This is a genomic window from Candidatus Enterococcus murrayae, assembly GCF_017315985.1.
GTDB lineage: Bacteria > Bacillota > Bacilli > Lactobacillales > Enterococcaceae > Enterococcus_A > Enterococcus_A murrayae.
In genome coordinates this window covers 1-16171 of the sequence record NZ_JAFLVR010000042.1, presented here as the reverse complement: position 1 = coordinate 16171, position 16171 = coordinate 1, and the positions used below count along the sequence as shown (strand labels likewise).

Below are 16171 nucleotides of genomic sequence, written 5' to 3'. Positions count from 1 at the left end.
ATAATAGAGTAACAGGTTCTCTCATTATTAATCAATCGTTTTCAATGACTTATTGGAGAATAATCATGGCTTTCTTAGCAATTTTTGATAAACTAAAAGAAAAGAATTAGGATATCACTTTCACTCTTCAAAATTTATTGAAAAAATCACTCATACAACAAGTTTGAAGGACTTTTCAACACGAGAATTTTGTTGAGTGATTAGTGATGCTCTAACCAAATAAGGAGGCTGTCTATGGCTAAAGATGCAAGTTTTGATATCGTTTCAGAATTGAACAAAGAGGAGGTAAAAAATGGCGTCCAAATTGCCTTGAAAGAGTTAAAGAATCGGTTTGACTTCAAGGGGAGTTTGTTCGACATCAAACTAGAAGGCAATCAGCTGGTTATCAAGGCTGAGGATGAATATAAGGTGGAACAGGTCAAAGACGTATTGTTCAGTAAGCTGATCAAACGCGGTGTTCCTCTAAAGAATATCCAATTCTCTGCTTCGGAGCATGCTCTGGGCGGAAATGCACGACAAGCGGCTGAGCTCGTTAATGGAATCGATAAGGAAAGTGCAAAGAAAATCACGACAGCAATAAAAAACAGTAAAATGAAAGTAAAGGCTCAAATTCAAGATGACCGTTTACGCGTAACAGGGAAAAATCGTGATGATTTGCAACAAGTCATTGCATTAGTAAAAGAAATCGAATTACCGATTGATGTCCAATTCATCAATTATCGTTAAAAGCCGACAATTGTCGGCTTTTTTTCTTTCAGTTATTAATTTCTTTCGCCTTTTTTATAACCTTATTTAAAGTATTCGCATTTCTAATTGTCATATATGGGTAGGCATCATTTTTAAGGAGTTTGGCATATTGACTGCGATAATATAGTTTTCGTTCCTTAAAAGCTGAAGACCAGAATAAGGTGTTTTCAATAAGTATCGCTTGTTCGATAGTTCTATCTAAATGATCAACGATTGGCTGCAATCGGCTAGCATTGTATTCTTCTAAAAAGAAAATCGCATTGTGCCGCCAATCGTCTCTCTGGTTCCACCAATCAGGTAATCGAGCAACTAACTTTTCTAGTTCATTAAGCTGCATCAAGACAAGCTGAATTCTTATCCCGATTACTTCTGTCAACTGATTGGCTAATTCCTCATCCTTGATGAGCTGCTCAGTATTGAAAATAATAATTCCAGTATTACCCACTGTTGTGATTTTTTGATAACCAAAGGTCTCGATCGCTGTCCGTAAATCAAGCATATTTACTTTATTTTTACCACCAACATTCAATCCTCGAAGAAACCCAACATAAGTCGTCAACACCTTCTCCCCCTTTCTTTTAATAGAGCTGTTATTGGCTATTGTTGCTTTCAAGCGGCACTTAATTACTTTATTTTTTGCCAAAAGTCAGTCGCTGCACGCTCAACTTCTGCAGGCCCATAAACAACTCTGCGATCTGACCAACTGGTTGGTAATAAATTTTGATAGTGGGGATTAGTATAGCGTTGATCTAATAGCAAGATGATTCCTTGATCTTCCATTGTTCGAATGACTCGACCAGCTGCTTGGATGACTTTATTCATTCCAGGTAATTGGTAAGCATAGCTAAAGCCCTGATTCCTTTTTTCATCATAATATTCCTTGATCAATTCTTGTTCATGATTGACCTGCGGCAAGCCAACGCCTACTACAACTGTTCCAATCAAACGTTCACCCGCCAAATCAATTCCTTCTGAGAATATTCCTCCTAACACACAAAATCCAATCAATGTTTCTTCAGGACGATCAACAAAAGCAGCTAAAAATTCCTCCCGCTCGGCTTCGTTCAATTTTGAGCCCTGGATTTGGATCATGTATTCTGGGTAAACATCATGAAAATAATCCGCGACTTGATCCAAATATTGAAATGACGGAAAGAAAACCAAGTAATTTCCAGTTTTAGTTTTAACTAAACGCTCGATTGCTGCCGCAATTTGCGGAATACTTTGAGTCCTTTTTTGATACGTAGTCTGAACACTTGCATCTACCATAACTAGACGATTCTCTCTTGGAAATGGGCTAGGTAAGCGATAAGTCAATCCGTTCTCACCCCCACCTAAAACCTCTTGATAATAATCCAAAGGTGAAAAGCTGGCAGAGAATAGAATACTGCTGCCGACTTTTTCCATTGTTTGTTCTAAAAACCATGAAGGATCAATACAATACTCTTTAACAATCAAATCATAACTCTTGTGTTCGACAGTAGTCTGATAATGGTCGTCATAAAACTCGCTCATGCGGGTAAAACGAAGGATTTCAAAATAAACCGGCAGCATTTTTTGCTGGACTGGATGGTCAGGATTTTCTGCTAACCATTCCTTGATTTGTTCCTGAAGTTTGAATAGGCTGTTAATCAAGTTTTCCGGCGCGGCTTGTTGATGATGATAGGCTTCTCCATTCAAAGATTGATGAATTAATTCGAACTCATTATCAACTCTTATAAAGGCTTTGTTTAGTTTTTTAAAGGATTTATCCAAATCCTTTTGTATTTGAGCTATGCTTTCTCTAGAAATACTTGCTGAATACATTTCTTTTGAGCGATTGACCAAATTGTGGGCTTCATCGACTAACACTAAATTCGTTTTATTTTCTTCTTCGAAAAAACGGCGCAAATAAACTGTTGGATCAAACAGATAATTGTAATCTCCTACCACTAAATCACAAAAACGGCTGACATCCAATGAGAGCTCAAAAGGACAAAGCTCATGTTTTCTAGCATAGTCTTCAATAACCGGACGAGTGTATTGATCCTCGTTATTCAGCATATCCCACAAGCCGTCATTCACGCGATCGTAGTAGCCCTTGGCAAAAGGGCAATGCTCGGGCGTGCAATTTCTCTCAGTCAAAAAGCAGATCTTATCTTTGGCGGTCAACGTAACACTTTTTACGCGTGCATCCTTTTTTGTAATTTTAGTAACTGTCTCTTCAGCTACTTGTCGTGTAATTGTCTTCGCCGTCAGATAAAATATCCGTTCTCCCAGCTCTTCACCCATCGCTTTAAACGCTGGAAAAAGCGTCGACATTGTTTTGCCCGTTCCAGTAGGTGCTTCAACAAAAAGCTTTTGCTGAGCGTGAATCGTTTTATAGACTGCGGCGGCCAGTTCTCTTTGACCTTCACGATAAGTATCAAACGGAAAGGTCAGAGATTTCAAAGAACTGTTGCGAGTTTCTCGCCACTCCATTTGAAACACCAACCAGCTTTCATAACGCTTGATCAGGTCATTGAAAAAATCAGTCAGTTCTTCAAAAGTAAACGTTCGAATCTGGCGTGTAATCTTTTCTTCTGTCGTTTGAAAATATGTTAAACGTGTACTGATTTCTGCTAACCCCTCCTGCTCACTATAGATATAGGCATAAACCATCGCTTGATAAAAATACAAATCAATGATGCCAGTCTCTAGCTCTTCAATTGGTGTTTCTGATGTTTTTATTTCATCGATAAATACACGATCTTCTTCTATATAAATGCCGTCTGCTCGACCTTCGATTTGAACAGCAGTTTCAGCGATCTCAACGAGTTTCTTTAACCAAACCTCTTTTTGGTATCCTGAGCCGCCCTCTTTTTGCAATTGGCGATGAATCCGTGCGCCTTCTTGAGGTGTATGATTGCTGCTTTTCCCTTCGTCAATGCTTCCGCTGCGCAGGATGAACTCAACGAGCTCACGAATCGCAATTTTTTTGACTGCCACATTGTCACCTCATTCTTTGTCCCATCTTAAATGGTTCGTTAAAATCTTTTTGCTGTTTCACCATAGAAGATTTTTATGTACTCGTCAAGTCTTATTCTTTTAGACAGTTTCTACTAAAAATATCTTCCTTCCTTTCTTTATGGCTTATCATTGTCATCATTCATTTGATTTATCAAAATCGTACAGGGAAGCCACAATTTTTTTACTTTTAAGGTATAATGAAGAAGGTATTTGTGATATTGAGTTTTGTTACTGGCAAAAAAATTTTATCCGGCCAGTAGAATGAATCAAACCAAAGAAAATTACTTTACGTTTCAGGGAGGAAAATAATGATTCAAATCGAGGGTTTTGTTACCGGAATCGCGCAAGAAAATTGCTATTTGATTCATAATGAGAAAAATTTATTGGTCGTTGATCCAGGTTCAGAAGGCGATCGCTTGATACAAGAGATTGAGCGGATTGGAAAAACACCACAGGCGATTCTCTTGACCCATACTCACTATGACCACATTGGTGCAGTGGAACAGATCCGAAATAAATATGGTATTCCTGTTTATGTGAATCCGCTGGAACAGAAATGGTTAGGTGATCCAATCTTAAATCTTTCTGGTTTAGGTCGCCATGATAATATGCCCGACTTAATCGTGCAGCCGGCAGAGTATGAATTTGAAATGAAAGAATACACGATTGGGGGCATGACTTTCCAAGTCGTTCCAACGCCAGGCCATTCGATTGGCAGTGTCAGCTTCATCTTTGATGATTTTGTCGTTGTAGGTGACGCATTGTTTAGAGGCAGTATTGGGCGCACTGATTTATATACTGGGGACATGCAGCAATTGCTTTACAGCATCAAAACTTATTTGTTCACCCTTCCTCATGAGCTTGCGGCTTATCCAGGTCACGGTGAAGCAACAACGATCGGTCGCGAGATCGATACAAATCCATTCTTTAATTAATCAACTTTTTGGAGGTTTTAAATATGGCAGAAACAAATCTTTATATTGTTCGACATGGTAAAACGATGTTCAATACGTTGGCACGGGTACAAGGCTGGTGTGATACACCACTGACCAAGAGTGGTCGTGAAGGTATCCATTATGTAGGTTTAGGTTTGCAAGATACAAAATTTGAAGAAGCCTATTCAAGTGATTCTGGCAGAGCTATTGAAACAATGCGCATCCTTTTAAGTGAGCATCCTGAAGGAAAAGATATTCCTTATCACGTGGATCCGCGCATTCGTGAATGGTGTTTTGGTTCATTAGAAGGTGCGTATGATGCGGAAATGTGGGGGGTTTTACCACGCGTATTGAATTTCAAAACAGAAGATGATTTATTTGCAACTGATGTCAGTTTCGAGGAGATTGCCAATGCTGTTGAAGGTGCAGACACAGCAAACTGGGCTGAATCTTATTCACAATTGCGTGACCGTGTTTGGAGCGGCTTTGAAGATATCGCACAAAATCGCGAAAAGCAAGGTGGAGGAAATGTACTGATTGTTTCTCACGGTCTGACCATCGCATTCTTACTGAGTTTGATCGATTCAAAACAACCGGTTCGTGCAAATTTATTAAACGGTAGTATCAACCGTCTCCGCTATGAAAATGGCGAATTTTCTATTCGTGCAATCAATGATATCAGTTATATGGAACGTGGGAAAACAATCTCAGATCACACAGATGCATAGAACTTCAACTGTCAGCTTTTGCTGGCAGTTTTTTTTCTTAAAAAAAGCTTAGCTTTTTTTCGATGGTCTTTTCAAAGGTGAAACGGTATACTGATTATTGTTATTAACTTGAAAGGACGTATACTTAATGCTTATTGCCAATATTTTTAAAGCAATTATTCTTGGGATTGTTGAAGGAATAACCGAGTGGCTTCCGATTTCTTCTACTGGTCATTTGATCTTAGCTGATGAATTCATCAAACTAAACATGTCCCCTGCCTTTATTGAAATGTTTAATGTCGTGATTCAGTTAGGTGCGATTTTAGCAGTCGTGGTTTTATATTTTACTAAATTGAATCCCTTCGCTCCCAGTAAAACTCACGAAGAAAAGCAGGATACTTGGACATTATGGTTCAAGGTAATCATTGCTTGTCTGCCAGCAGCTGTGATCGGACTTCCATTAGATGATTTTTTAGAAGCTCATTTTCACAAGTTCTTGCCAGTAGCGATCATGTTGATCGTTTATGGGGTTGCGTTTATCGTTGTTGAACGGCACAATAAAACGAAGGCGCCAAAATGTACAAGCCTAAACGATTTTACTTATAAAGCTGCCTTGATCGTTGGAGCGTTCCAGCTGCTCTCGTTAATTCCTGGGACATCACGTTCAGGAGCTACGATTCTAGGTGCGATCATTATCGGCTGTTCACGCTATGTAGCGACAGAATTCTCGTTTTTCCTTGGGATACCAGTAATGTTTGGTGCCAGTGGCCTGAAAATCGTTAAATTTTTACTGAAGGGCAATTCCTTTGGAGGCGCCGAAATCGTTGTTCTGCTCGTTGGGATGGTCACAGCCTTTGTGGTTTCGATCATCGCAATTAAATTCTTATTGGATTACATCAAACGAAATGATTTTACCGCTTTTGGCTGGTACCGAATCGTTTTGGGAATCATCTTGATCGGCTATTGGCTGATTGCTATGTAAGGTCTGCATCTTTTGCAGATCTTTTTTATTGCTTAAATTTAACAATACTAATTATAAATTGAAATACTGATAAGCATTCGTGATTCTCCTTAATTTATTGCCTTTCTCTCTTGTAAATACTAATGATAGTCATTCTCAACACTAATTGATAATCACTTTCGTTCTCAATTAGACGAATTGATTATCAATTACATGCATAAATGTGATACTATGATAGTGAAAGGACGACACTTTCATTTTGCGAGTCCTAATTACTCATGAGCAATGAGAAAAAGAGCCCTTATAATGAAGAAAGGAGGAAAAGTGATGAGTAAGAAAGAACGTAATGCTTTTCTCTCTACCCTTTTCTGTTTATTGTTTTTAGTTATTGGTAAAATTCTAATCGGGCTTTCCCAGCCCATCTATCCCGTATTTTTCGTTTTAGCGATCATTAGCGGCGGTTGGAAACAGACTTATGAAGGTATCAATGAATTAGTCCATGACCATACGTTGAATGTCGACTTGCTGATGGCTTTAGCGGCGATTGGCGCATGTTTAATTGGAAATTGGTTTGAAGGTGCAATGCTGACATTTATCTTTTGTTTAAGCGGTGCTTTAGAGGAATACGCTACTAATAAAAGTACCAAAGAAATTACTGCTTTGATGAATGTGGCGCCAAATGAAGCCTTAAAAATTATTGATGGTGAACATGTCACTGTTCCTGTTGAAGAGTTGAAATTGGGAGATTTTGTTTTTGTACCCAAAGGAAAAGCGGTCCCGATTGATGGTCGGATGCTTAGTGCTTCCTCGATTGATGAGTCGGCAATCTCCGGTGAATCTGTACCAGTGGAAAAAGCAGTCAATGACGAAGCTTTCGGAGGAACAATCAACTTAGGACAAGCTTTTACTCTGGAAGTAACTAAAAACAGCAGCGATACTTTATTCGCGCAAATTTTACGACTAGTTGAGAACGCGCAAAATGAACAAAGTGCCACTGCAACGTTCATTGAAAAAATTGAGAATGTCTATGTCAAAATTGTTTTACTAGCAGTCCCTTTGATGATTTTATTAACACACTTTTTATTAGGCTGGAGCTTTACTGAGAGTTTTTACCGCGGAATGGTCTTGCTAGTCGTTGCCTCCCCTTGTGCCTTAGTAGCTTCTGCTACACCTGCTACTTTAGCGGCGATCTCCAATGGTGCCAAGAAAGGTATTTTATTCAAATCCGGGAAAACGTTAGAAAAACTTGCTGATCTGCGGGCAATCTCTTTTGATAAGACTGGAACGTTGACCCAAGGAAAACCACGAGTAACTGAATATAAAACTTTTTCTAATGATCCATTGATCCCGCAATTGTTCTACTCGATGGAACGTCAGTCCACACATCCATTGGCTGTAGCAATTACTAACTTTTTCAAAGACGAAGAAGCCTTAGAGCTTCAAGTAGAGGAACGTGCCGGATTTGGTTTAGAAACAACTTATCAGCACCAGGTTTGGCAGCTTGGTAAACCGACGAAAGCGCAATGTCATCCCTTAATCGAACAATGGCATGAGGAGGGAAAAACGGTTGTTGTCCTTAGTAAAAATGAACAAATTATTGCATTACTAGCTTTGATGGACCTGCCAAAACCTCATACCAAAGAAGTTATCGGTTATTTCCAAGCTCAAAATGTGGAAACAGTCATGCTTACGGGTGATAATCCTGGTGCTGCCAAATATGTCGCTCAGCAATTAGGACTGAATGACTTTCACGGAGGCTGTCTTCCTGCGGATAAAACAGACTTAGTGAAGCAACAGCAAAAAGGCTACAGTATCAATGCGATGGTTGGAGATGGTATCAACGATGCTCCCGCTTTAGCAACTGCCAGCATAGGGATCGCCATGGGTGAAGGAACGGATGTCGCGATGGAAGTCTCTGATATGGTTTTAATGAAAAACGATCTAACTAAGTTGATGTACAGTCATCGCTTAGCAAAGAAAATGAAACGGATCGTTCGGCAAAACATTGTATTTTCTTTAAGTGTGATCGTTTTGCTGATTGCAAGCAACTTCTTGCAGTTTCTGACACTTCCTCTGGGTGTAGTCGGCCATGAAGGCAGCACTATTCTCGTAATTTTGAATGGCTTGCGAATGCTGTTTCCGTTAAAAGAGCTCATAAAGCTTGATGAAACAAAATGCACGACCTGCCCGCTCTATAAAGCAGCCCAGTAAAAACTCTGGTCACCACAAAGTCTGAATAATTATTGTGGTGATTTCTTTTGATTCGATTTACTCTTTAATCACTTGTTTTTCAACTTATTTTCTGTTAAGGAAAAAAACTTGTCACGATTTTATTGCATTGAAAAGCGGCTTTATGTATAATGAGTAATGTTGAATTGTACGGCAAAAACCGTATAAGACTGAATTCGGAGGTGAAATCCATGCCAAACATTGAATCTGCAATCAAACGTGTTCGCACTAGCGAAGCTGCTAACGCTAAAAACTCATCACAAATGAGCGCAATGCGTACTACTGTTAAAAAATTTGAAGAGGCTGCTGCTGCTGGCGCTGAAAATATGAACGACCTTTACAAAGAAGCTGCTAAAGCAATCGATATGGCTGAATCAAAAGGTTTGATTCACAAAAACAAAGCAAACCGTGATAAAGCGCGTCTTGCAAAAAAATTAGCTAAATAATAAAAACCGATCTTTTGATCGGTTTTTTTATTTGCTCAAATTGATAGCTGCCTTTTCGAGCAAGGAGTTAAGACAATAAAAATAGCGTCGATACAATTTTGTATCAACGCTATTTGTCGTTCTTACTTATTTGTTAGTTCTGTATAACTTTTCACACGCTCTTCCATATCTTCAACTGTTTGATTCAGCATTTCTTCTACTAACTCATCATCTTTTTTAATATTATGCAAAGCAGAGAAACGAGTCTGTCCTTCAAGGAAGGCATTCATCTTGCTGAAATCAGTTTTCTTAAAGTCGATACGCATTGGATCTTTTCCTTTTTGTGCACGAACAGGATCATAGCGATAAAGCGGCCAGTAACCAGATTCTACCGCTTTCTTCGACTCTTCAATTGATTGGCTCATACCGCCACGAATCCCGTGGTTGATACAAGGAGTATAACCGATAATCAATGAAGGCCCTGGGTAAGCTTCTGCCTCTTGGATAGCTTTCAACGCTTGAGTAGGATTGGCTTCAATCGCCACTTGTGCTACATAAACATCACGATAAGTCATCGCGATCATGCCAAGATCTTTTTTCTTCGTCTTCTTACCGCCGGCTGCAAATTTCGCAATAGCAGCTGATGGTGTTGCTTTCGACATTTGACCACCCGTATTGGCATACACTTCGTTATCCATAACGAGGATATTCACATCTTCACCAGAAGCCAGCACATGATCGATACCACTAAAGCCGATATCGTAGGCCCAGCCGTCCCCGCCGATGATCCATTGGCTTGGTTTCGCAAACATTTCATTGTCGGCTAAGATTGCCTGCAATTCTTCATTAGCTTCTTCAGTTAAAGTAGCGCGCAATTTAGCCGCACGTTGCTGGCTGCCTTCGCCTTCAGACATATGGTCCAACCAATCCTGCAATTGAGCTTTTGTATCTTCAGAACCAATTCCCTTTTCCAGAGCCGTCAGTACTTTATTGGCCAGACGGTTTCGTTTTGTCAGATTTGCCATATGCATTCCTAAACCATATTCTGCATTATCTTCAAACAGAGAATTACTCCAGGCAGGTCCTCTGCCATCTTTGTTGACAGTATATGGCGTTGCTGGTGCTGATCCGCCCCAGATAGAAGAACAACCGGTAGTGTTGGCAATCATCATTCGATCACCAAACAGCTGAGTTAATAGCTTCACATAAGGAGTTTCTCCACAACCTGCACAAGCGCCAGAGAACTCAAGCAATGGTTGCTCAAATTGTGAACCCTTCACCGAGAATTTCTTCGCTGGATTCTCTTTTTGACGCAGAGTCATTGCAAACGCCCAGTTTACAGCTTGTTCTTTTTGATCTTCGTAAGACTTCATAACTAGCGCCTTTTCTTTCGCCGGACATGCTTCTACACAGAGTCCGCAACCCGTGCAATCTTCCAATGAAACTTGAATGCGATAGTTAAAGCCATCTTTTCCGCGCATATCACGAGTGATAAAGCCTTCAGGTGCTGCCTCCATCTCTTCTTCATCCGCCAGAAATGGTCGAATTGCCGCATGAGGACAAACAAAGGCACACTCATTACACATCGTACATGCTTCAGGAATCCATTCAGGAACCTCCAAAGCAATTCCACGCTTCTCATAGGCTGCAGTGCCAGAAGGCATTACTCCACCTAACATGCCGTTTTCAATCAAATCATTGACTGAAAGCTGATTTCCTTCTTGACGATTGATTGGGTCAAGAATATTGCGAATGTACGCTGGTTTATTTGAATCATCCGCATTTACAAGCGGCTTCACTTCTATCTCTGCCCACTCAGCTGGTATCTCAATTTTCTTCAACTCAGCTACAGTCGCATCGATCGCTTGCCAGTTGCGTTCAACTATTGTTCTAGATTTCTTACCATAGGCCGCATCGACCTCTGCTTTTAACAATGGCAAATAGGTTTCGTGATCCATAATATCCGTTAGCTCAAAGAAAGCTGTTGACATCACTTGGTTAATCCGACCACCTAGACCTGTTTTTTGTGCAATCTCCATCGCATTGATAATATAGAAATTGATATTATGTTCAGCTAAATAACGCTTAATCCGATTCGGCAGTAATGTTTTGACTCTCTCTTCATCCCAAACAGTATTCAGCAGGAAGGTTCCGCCGTCTTTCAAGCCCTTCACCAAATCATATTGATGAATGTATGCACTATTATGACAGCCGACAAAATCTGCAGCTTCAACATTATAGGTAGAAAGTATCGGCTCTTTACCAAAACGTAAGTGAGAATTCGTCAAGCCGCCCGATTTCTTGGAATCATAGGAGAAATAAGCTTGAGCATAATAATCTGTATTATTCCCAATAATCTTAATCGCCTGTTTGTTTGCTCCTACAGTACCATCTGAACCCAACCCCCAGAATTTTGCTTGGAAGGTGGATTTTGGTGTTAGGTCCAAAACATCGTTCATAGGTAAAGATAGGTTCGTTACATCATCTTTGATTCCGACAGTGAAACGTTGCTTCATTTCAGTTGCGGGTAAGAGCATCTGATCGAAAACAGCAACGATCTGATCTGGTGTCACGTCTTTTGATGCAATTCCATAACGGCCGCCAATAACGATTGGACGGTTTGTATGTCGATAAAGAACACTTTGAACATCTAATAATAGAGGCTCACCATCTGATCCAGGTTCTTTTGTTCGGTCAAGTACTGCTACTTTTTCCACTGTTGTCGGTAATTTCGCCAATAGATTTTCAGCTGGGAATGGACGGTATAAATGAATGTCGATAAAACCGACTTTACGGCCATTGGCATTTAGATAGTCCACTGTTTGCTGAATTGTTGGTGAAGCAGAGCCCATCGCAATTATCACTTCTGTCGCCTCTGGATCACCGTAATAATTGGTCAAATCATAATCTGTACCACGCAGCTCATTGATTTTCCCCATGTACTTCTGAACGATTGCAGGCATTTCGTCATAATAGCGGTTGACTGTTTCTCTTTGTTGAAAATGAATGTCTGGGTTTTGCGCTGTACCCGATACGTTAGGTCGATTCGGATTCATACCCAATCTTCTAAATTCAGCTAATGCCTCCCAGTTCATCATTGCTTTCAAGTCTTCATAATCAATGACTTCAATTTTTTGCAGTTCATGACTTGTTCTAAATCCATCAAAGAAATTCATGAATGGCAATTTGCCTTCGATACTCGCTAAATGAGCAACAGCTGACAAATCCATAACTTCCTGAACGCCACCTTCTGCCAACATACAAAAACCTGTTTGGCGAGCAGCCATTACATCACTATGATCCCCGAAAATACTCAAGGCATTAGTAGACACTGCTCGAGCAGCTACATGAAACACAGTCGGCAGTAGTTCACCAGCAATTTTAAACATATTAGGAATCATTAACAATAATCCTTGTGAAGCTGTATAAGTCGTAGTTAAAACGCCTGTTTTCAAAGAACCGTGAACCGTTCCTGCAGCACCTGCTTCTGATTGCATTTCGACTACTTTAACTGTCTCATTAAAAATGTTTTTGCGACCCTGCTCTGCCCACTCGTCAACGACCTCTGCCATTGTTGAACTAGGCGTGATCGGATAGATTCCGGCAACTTCAGTAAATGCATAAGAGATATGCGCCGCTGCGGTGTTTCCATCCATTGTTTTCATTGTTTTCATCATTTGCACCTCGCTTAGACCAATTGCTCCTGCCTTGTCTTTTGAATGTATTGATCAATTTCATTTGCTGCAATTTTTCCGGCGCCCATTGCCAAAATGACCGTCGCGGCACCTGTTACGATATCGCCACCGGCAAACACACCAGGAATCGAAGTCGCGCTTGTCTCTTCATCTGCATCAATATAGCCCCATTTATTCAGTGCTAACTCTGGGAACGTATCTAATAATACTTTATTAGCCCCTTGACCAATTGCCTCGATTGCCGTGTCAGCTTCGATGATGAATTCACTGCCGGGAATCACGATCGGTCGACGACGCCCTGACTCATCTGGTTCGCCTAACTCCATCTGAACACATTTAACAGCTTTCAAACGTCCCTCGCCATCATCTATGTATTCAATCGGATTGCTCAACCAATGGTATTCGATCCCCTCTTCTACAGAATGGTGATACTCTTCCTCACGAGCTGGCAACTCCTCTAACGAGCGACGATAGACAATCGACACCTTGTCCGCTCCTAAACGTTTAGCCGAACGTGCCGCATCCATCGCGACGTTTCCGCCTCCGATAACAACTACATTTTTAGATTTTTGAACTGGTGTATCATATTCCGGAAATTGATAACCGTGCATTAGGTTGACCCGAGTTAAATACTCACTAGATGAATAAACACCATTTAATGACGTTCCTTTGATTCCTTGAAATCTTGGCGCTCCTGCTCCAACTGACAAGTAGCAAGCATCAAAATCAGTGATAATTTCATCCATTGTGATTGTCTTTCCGACAACTACATTCGTTTCGATTTTCACACCTTGAGCGACGATGCGGTCAATCTCTTTTTTGACAATGCGCTTTGGTAAGCGGAATTCAGGAATACCGTAAGTTAATACTCCGCCTGGCGCATGCAGCGCTTCATAGACTGTCACATCATAACCTAACTTCACAAGGTCACCAGCTGCCGTTAAGCCAGAAGGTCCTGAACCAATTACCGCTACTCGACCTTTGTCACCAGTTACCTCTTTGTAATCAATCGGCTGTTCTAGAGCCCAGTCCGCAACAAGTCGTTCTAGTTTTCCGATTGCCACAGGTTCAAATTTTTTCGAGCGGCCTAAACGGCAAACCATCTCACATTGTTTTTCCTGAGGGCATACTCGACCACAAATTGCCGGTAAATTAGTATATCGGCTTAAAATTTCATAGGCTAGGGGCATATCCCCCTCCTCAATTGCCTTGATGAACCCCGGAATATCGATCATTACAGGACAATTTGTAATACAAGGAGCATTTTTACACTGTAAACAGCGGCTTGCTTCTAACTGTCCCTCTTCCAAGCTATAACCTAAAGCAACTTCATCAAAGTTTTGATTTCGAATCTCAGGCGATTGTTCTCTCATGGGTGTTTTTGTATAACTGCGTTTAGCCATTTGAACTCACCTGCTTTTCATATCTTTCATTAGCCGTCAATTCTTCTGGACGATACTGCTGCATTCGATTAACAAACTCATCCCAGTCGACTTCCTCACCTAAAAATTCTGGGCCGTCAACACAGGCAAATTTAATAGAATCAGCCACCGTCACACGACAGCCACCGCACATTCCTGTTCCATCAATCATAATTGGATTTAAGGAAACATAAATCGACACATCATATTTTTGCGCAGTGATTGTACAAAACTTCATCATAATGCTCGGTCCAATTGCCCAAGCCATCGAGATTTCCTCGCGTTTAAAAACATCCTCCATTGCTTGAGTAACCAGCCCTTTTTGTCCAACCGAACCGTCATCAGTCATTAAAATCAGTTCGTCAGAATATTTGGCACATTCTTCCTGAAGAATCAATAAATCTTTATTTTTTGCTCCAAGAATAGTGATTACATGATTGCCCGCTTCTTTCAGTCCTTTGACGATCGGGAACAGCGCGGCGATACCCACGCCGCCACCTACCAAGAGAACGGTACCATAATTTTCAATGTCAGTTGCTTTACCAAGAGGACCAACAATATCCATCAGGGCTTCGCCGGCCATAACAGTAGCGAGCTGGGCAGTCGATTTGCCGATCACTTGAAAGATTAAGCGTACCCAACCCGCTTCTTTGTCTGTATCCACGACTGTCAGCGGAATCCGCTCACCCTGTTCGTCGATTCGCAAGATCACAAACTGCCCTGGTTGTGCTTTTTTGGCAATTCGTGGCGCCTCAACCAAAATCTCATATTCCGTTGGCGCCAGTTCCTTACGTTCTAATACTTTAAACAAAATCTCACTCCATTCTTCCAATGTGACTCTTATTCCGCTGCTTCTACTAAAGCTTTCACAAATGCTTTCAATACTTCTTCATCCTCATCATCAGCTTCATTTTCAATTTTCACTGTTTCCGCTGCTTTTTTTGCACCTGTTTTTGCAAAGGCTTCATCAAAAGCAATCGCAGCTTGACAGAAATAATCAGGATATAATTCGCTATCTCCGCTTCCAACTACACCATAAATTTTTCCTGATAAATCTACATCTGGCAGCTCTTCGTGCAAATCTTCCAAATCAAACGGTAGTTCACCATCTCCATCAGTATAAGTAGCTAGAACACAGATATCTGCATCTTCATAAAAATCTGCCTCTGCATCATCTGCTTCAACGCGTTCTACGTCAACGCCGATTTCTTCAAAAGCATCCTCCAGAATTTCAGAGATTCCTTCTGTGTTTCCTGTGTTAGTTGCATAAACGATTTTTGCTAATGTCATTTCTTTCATCCTTTCTTTTATAGGTTTATACATTTGTGGTGCATATATAAAGCCAGAACAAGCTGACTATTATCGTTTTGGAATAAAATTTTGAACAATTAATGACTAAATGGCTCTCATAAATTCCGACCTGCTAATTGAGATTAATTCTCACTAAATCCCTTCTGGCACATCGCTTTAGGTATTTGTCACCTTTGTATTATCATACCTTAAAAATGTGAATTATTAAACATTGCTGAGAGATTTTTATTCTAATTTTTCGATAAACCACTCCTTCAACGTGTTTTTTTAATTTCCCTACATATCACAAGCAGATTAGTTGTAATTTTGATGAAAAAAAGCATTGTATAGCTCAACTATAAGTAACCCATCCACCCGTGAAAACGGGTGGCTTTTTAACACCTCTAGAAGAGGTCCCCACTCACGTACTCCATAAATGGAGCTTCCCAAAAGACCGCCAACCGCTCGGCGCTCGCTACTTTATTTCTTTTTCTTACTCTTGAATGGATCAACGTATTCTCGTTTACTTATACTATCTCGAATACGATCATCTGATTCCTGCTCTCTTATATATTTTGCGATTGTCTTTTGATTCAACCCCACTGTACTTACGTAATATCCTTTGGACCAGAAACTTTTATTCCCATATTTATAGACTAAGTTTCCATGCTGCTCATGGATCAGAGTCGCACTTCTGCCTTTTAAAAATCCCATGAACTGAGAAATGCTTATTTTCGGTGGAACTCTTACTAACATGTGGATATGATCTGGCA

General features: G+C 40.5%; 13 protein-coding genes. 6 read left to right on the top strand and 7 right to left on the bottom strand.

Annotated elements, in window-relative coordinates; all coding sequences use genetic code 11:
* The first annotated feature begins 234 nt into the window (after nucleotides 1-234).
* Nucleotides 235-726, top strand: a complete 492-nt coding sequence (locus JZO85_RS16500; RefSeq protein WP_207109616.1) for a YajQ family cyclic di-GMP-binding protein — start codon at nucleotides 235-237, stop codon at nucleotides 724-726.
* A 28-nt stretch (nucleotides 727-754) separates the two neighbouring features.
* Here the strand turns inward: JZO85_RS16500 and JZO85_RS16495 are convergent, their stop codons facing one another.
* Together JZO85_RS16495 and JZO85_RS16490 are read right to left on the bottom strand one after the other, a co-directional pair.
* Nucleotides 755-1306 carry a DUF1697 domain-containing protein gene (locus JZO85_RS16495; protein WP_207109615.1) on the bottom strand — a complete coding sequence of 184 codons (552 nt, stop codon included), beginning with the start codon at nucleotides 1304-1306 and terminating at the stop codon, nucleotides 755-757.
* Nucleotides 1307-1371: 65 nt separating this feature from the next.
* Entirely contained in the window at nucleotides 1372-3714 is a 2343-nt protein-coding gene (locus JZO85_RS16490) for a helicase C-terminal domain-containing protein (protein ID WP_207109614.1), read from the bottom strand.
* Nucleotides 3715-4043: 329 nt separating this feature from the next.
* Here JZO85_RS16490 and JZO85_RS16485 point away from each other — a divergent pair, with 329 nt between their 5' ends.
* The 5 genes from JZO85_RS16485 to rpsT all read left to right on the top strand — a co-directional run bounded on the left by JZO85_RS16485 (nucleotide 4044) and on the right by rpsT (nucleotide 9013).
* Nucleotides 4044-4670 (top strand): MBL fold metallo-hydrolase, encoded by a 627-nt coding sequence (locus JZO85_RS16485; protein WP_207109613.1) that lies wholly within the window; start codon nucleotides 4044-4046, stop codon nucleotides 4668-4670.
* Nucleotides 4671-4693: 23 nt separating this feature from the next.
* On the top strand, nucleotides 4694-5398 hold the full coding sequence (locus JZO85_RS16480; protein WP_207109612.1) for a histidine phosphatase family protein: 705 nt from the start codon (nucleotides 4694-4696) through the stop codon (nucleotides 5396-5398).
* Between the two features lie 127 nt (nucleotides 5399-5525).
* Complete coding sequence (locus tag JZO85_RS16475; RefSeq protein ID WP_207109611.1) at nucleotides 5526-6359, top strand: undecaprenyl-diphosphate phosphatase; 834 nt, start codon at nucleotides 5526-5528, stop codon at nucleotides 6357-6359.
* Nucleotides 6360-6665: 306 nt separating this feature from the next.
* Complete coding sequence (locus tag JZO85_RS16470; RefSeq protein ID WP_207109610.1) at nucleotides 6666-8549, top strand: heavy metal translocating P-type ATPase; 1884 nt, start codon at nucleotides 6666-6668, stop codon at nucleotides 8547-8549.
* Nucleotides 8550-8758: 209 nt separating this feature from the next.
* Nucleotides 8759-9013 (top strand): 30S ribosomal protein S20, encoded by a 255-nt coding sequence (rpsT, locus tag JZO85_RS16465; RefSeq protein ID WP_010744899.1) that lies wholly within the window; start codon nucleotides 8759-8761, stop codon nucleotides 9011-9013.
* A 122-nt stretch (nucleotides 9014-9135) separates the two neighbouring features.
* On the opposite strand, the gene nifJ is transcribed toward rpsT, so the two are convergent.
* The 5 genes from nifJ to tnpA form a co-directional block, all read right to left on the bottom strand.
* On the bottom strand, nucleotides 9136-12669 hold the full coding sequence (nifJ, locus tag JZO85_RS16460; RefSeq protein ID WP_207109609.1) for a pyruvate:ferredoxin (flavodoxin) oxidoreductase: 3534 nt from the start codon (nucleotides 12667-12669) through the stop codon (nucleotides 9136-9138).
* A gap of 11 nt (nucleotides 12670-12680) precedes the next feature.
* Nucleotides 12681-14090, bottom strand: coding sequence for an NADPH-dependent glutamate synthase (gltA, locus tag JZO85_RS16455; RefSeq protein ID WP_207109608.1), 1410 nt, complete (start codon nucleotides 14088-14090; stop codon nucleotides 12681-12683).
* The gene (locus JZO85_RS16450; protein ID WP_242550400.1) at nucleotides 14083-14919 is read right to left on the bottom strand and encodes a sulfide/dihydroorotate dehydrogenase-like FAD/NAD-binding protein; all 837 of its coding nucleotides are present in this window, start codon (nucleotides 14917-14919) and stop codon (nucleotides 14083-14085) included. Before JZO85_RS16450 ends, gltA begins: the two co-directional genes overlap by 8 nt.
* A 29-nt stretch (nucleotides 14920-14948) precedes the next feature.
* The gene (locus tag JZO85_RS16445) at nucleotides 14949-15398 is read right to left on the bottom strand and encodes a flavodoxin (protein WP_207109606.1); all 450 of its coding nucleotides are present in this window, start codon (nucleotides 15396-15398) and stop codon (nucleotides 14949-14951) included.
* 480 nt (nucleotides 15399-15878) lie between these two features.
* The coding region (gene tnpA / locus JZO85_RS16440; protein WP_207109605.1) for an IS200/IS605 family transposase at nucleotides 15879-16171 on the bottom strand (293 nt) is incomplete at its 5' end.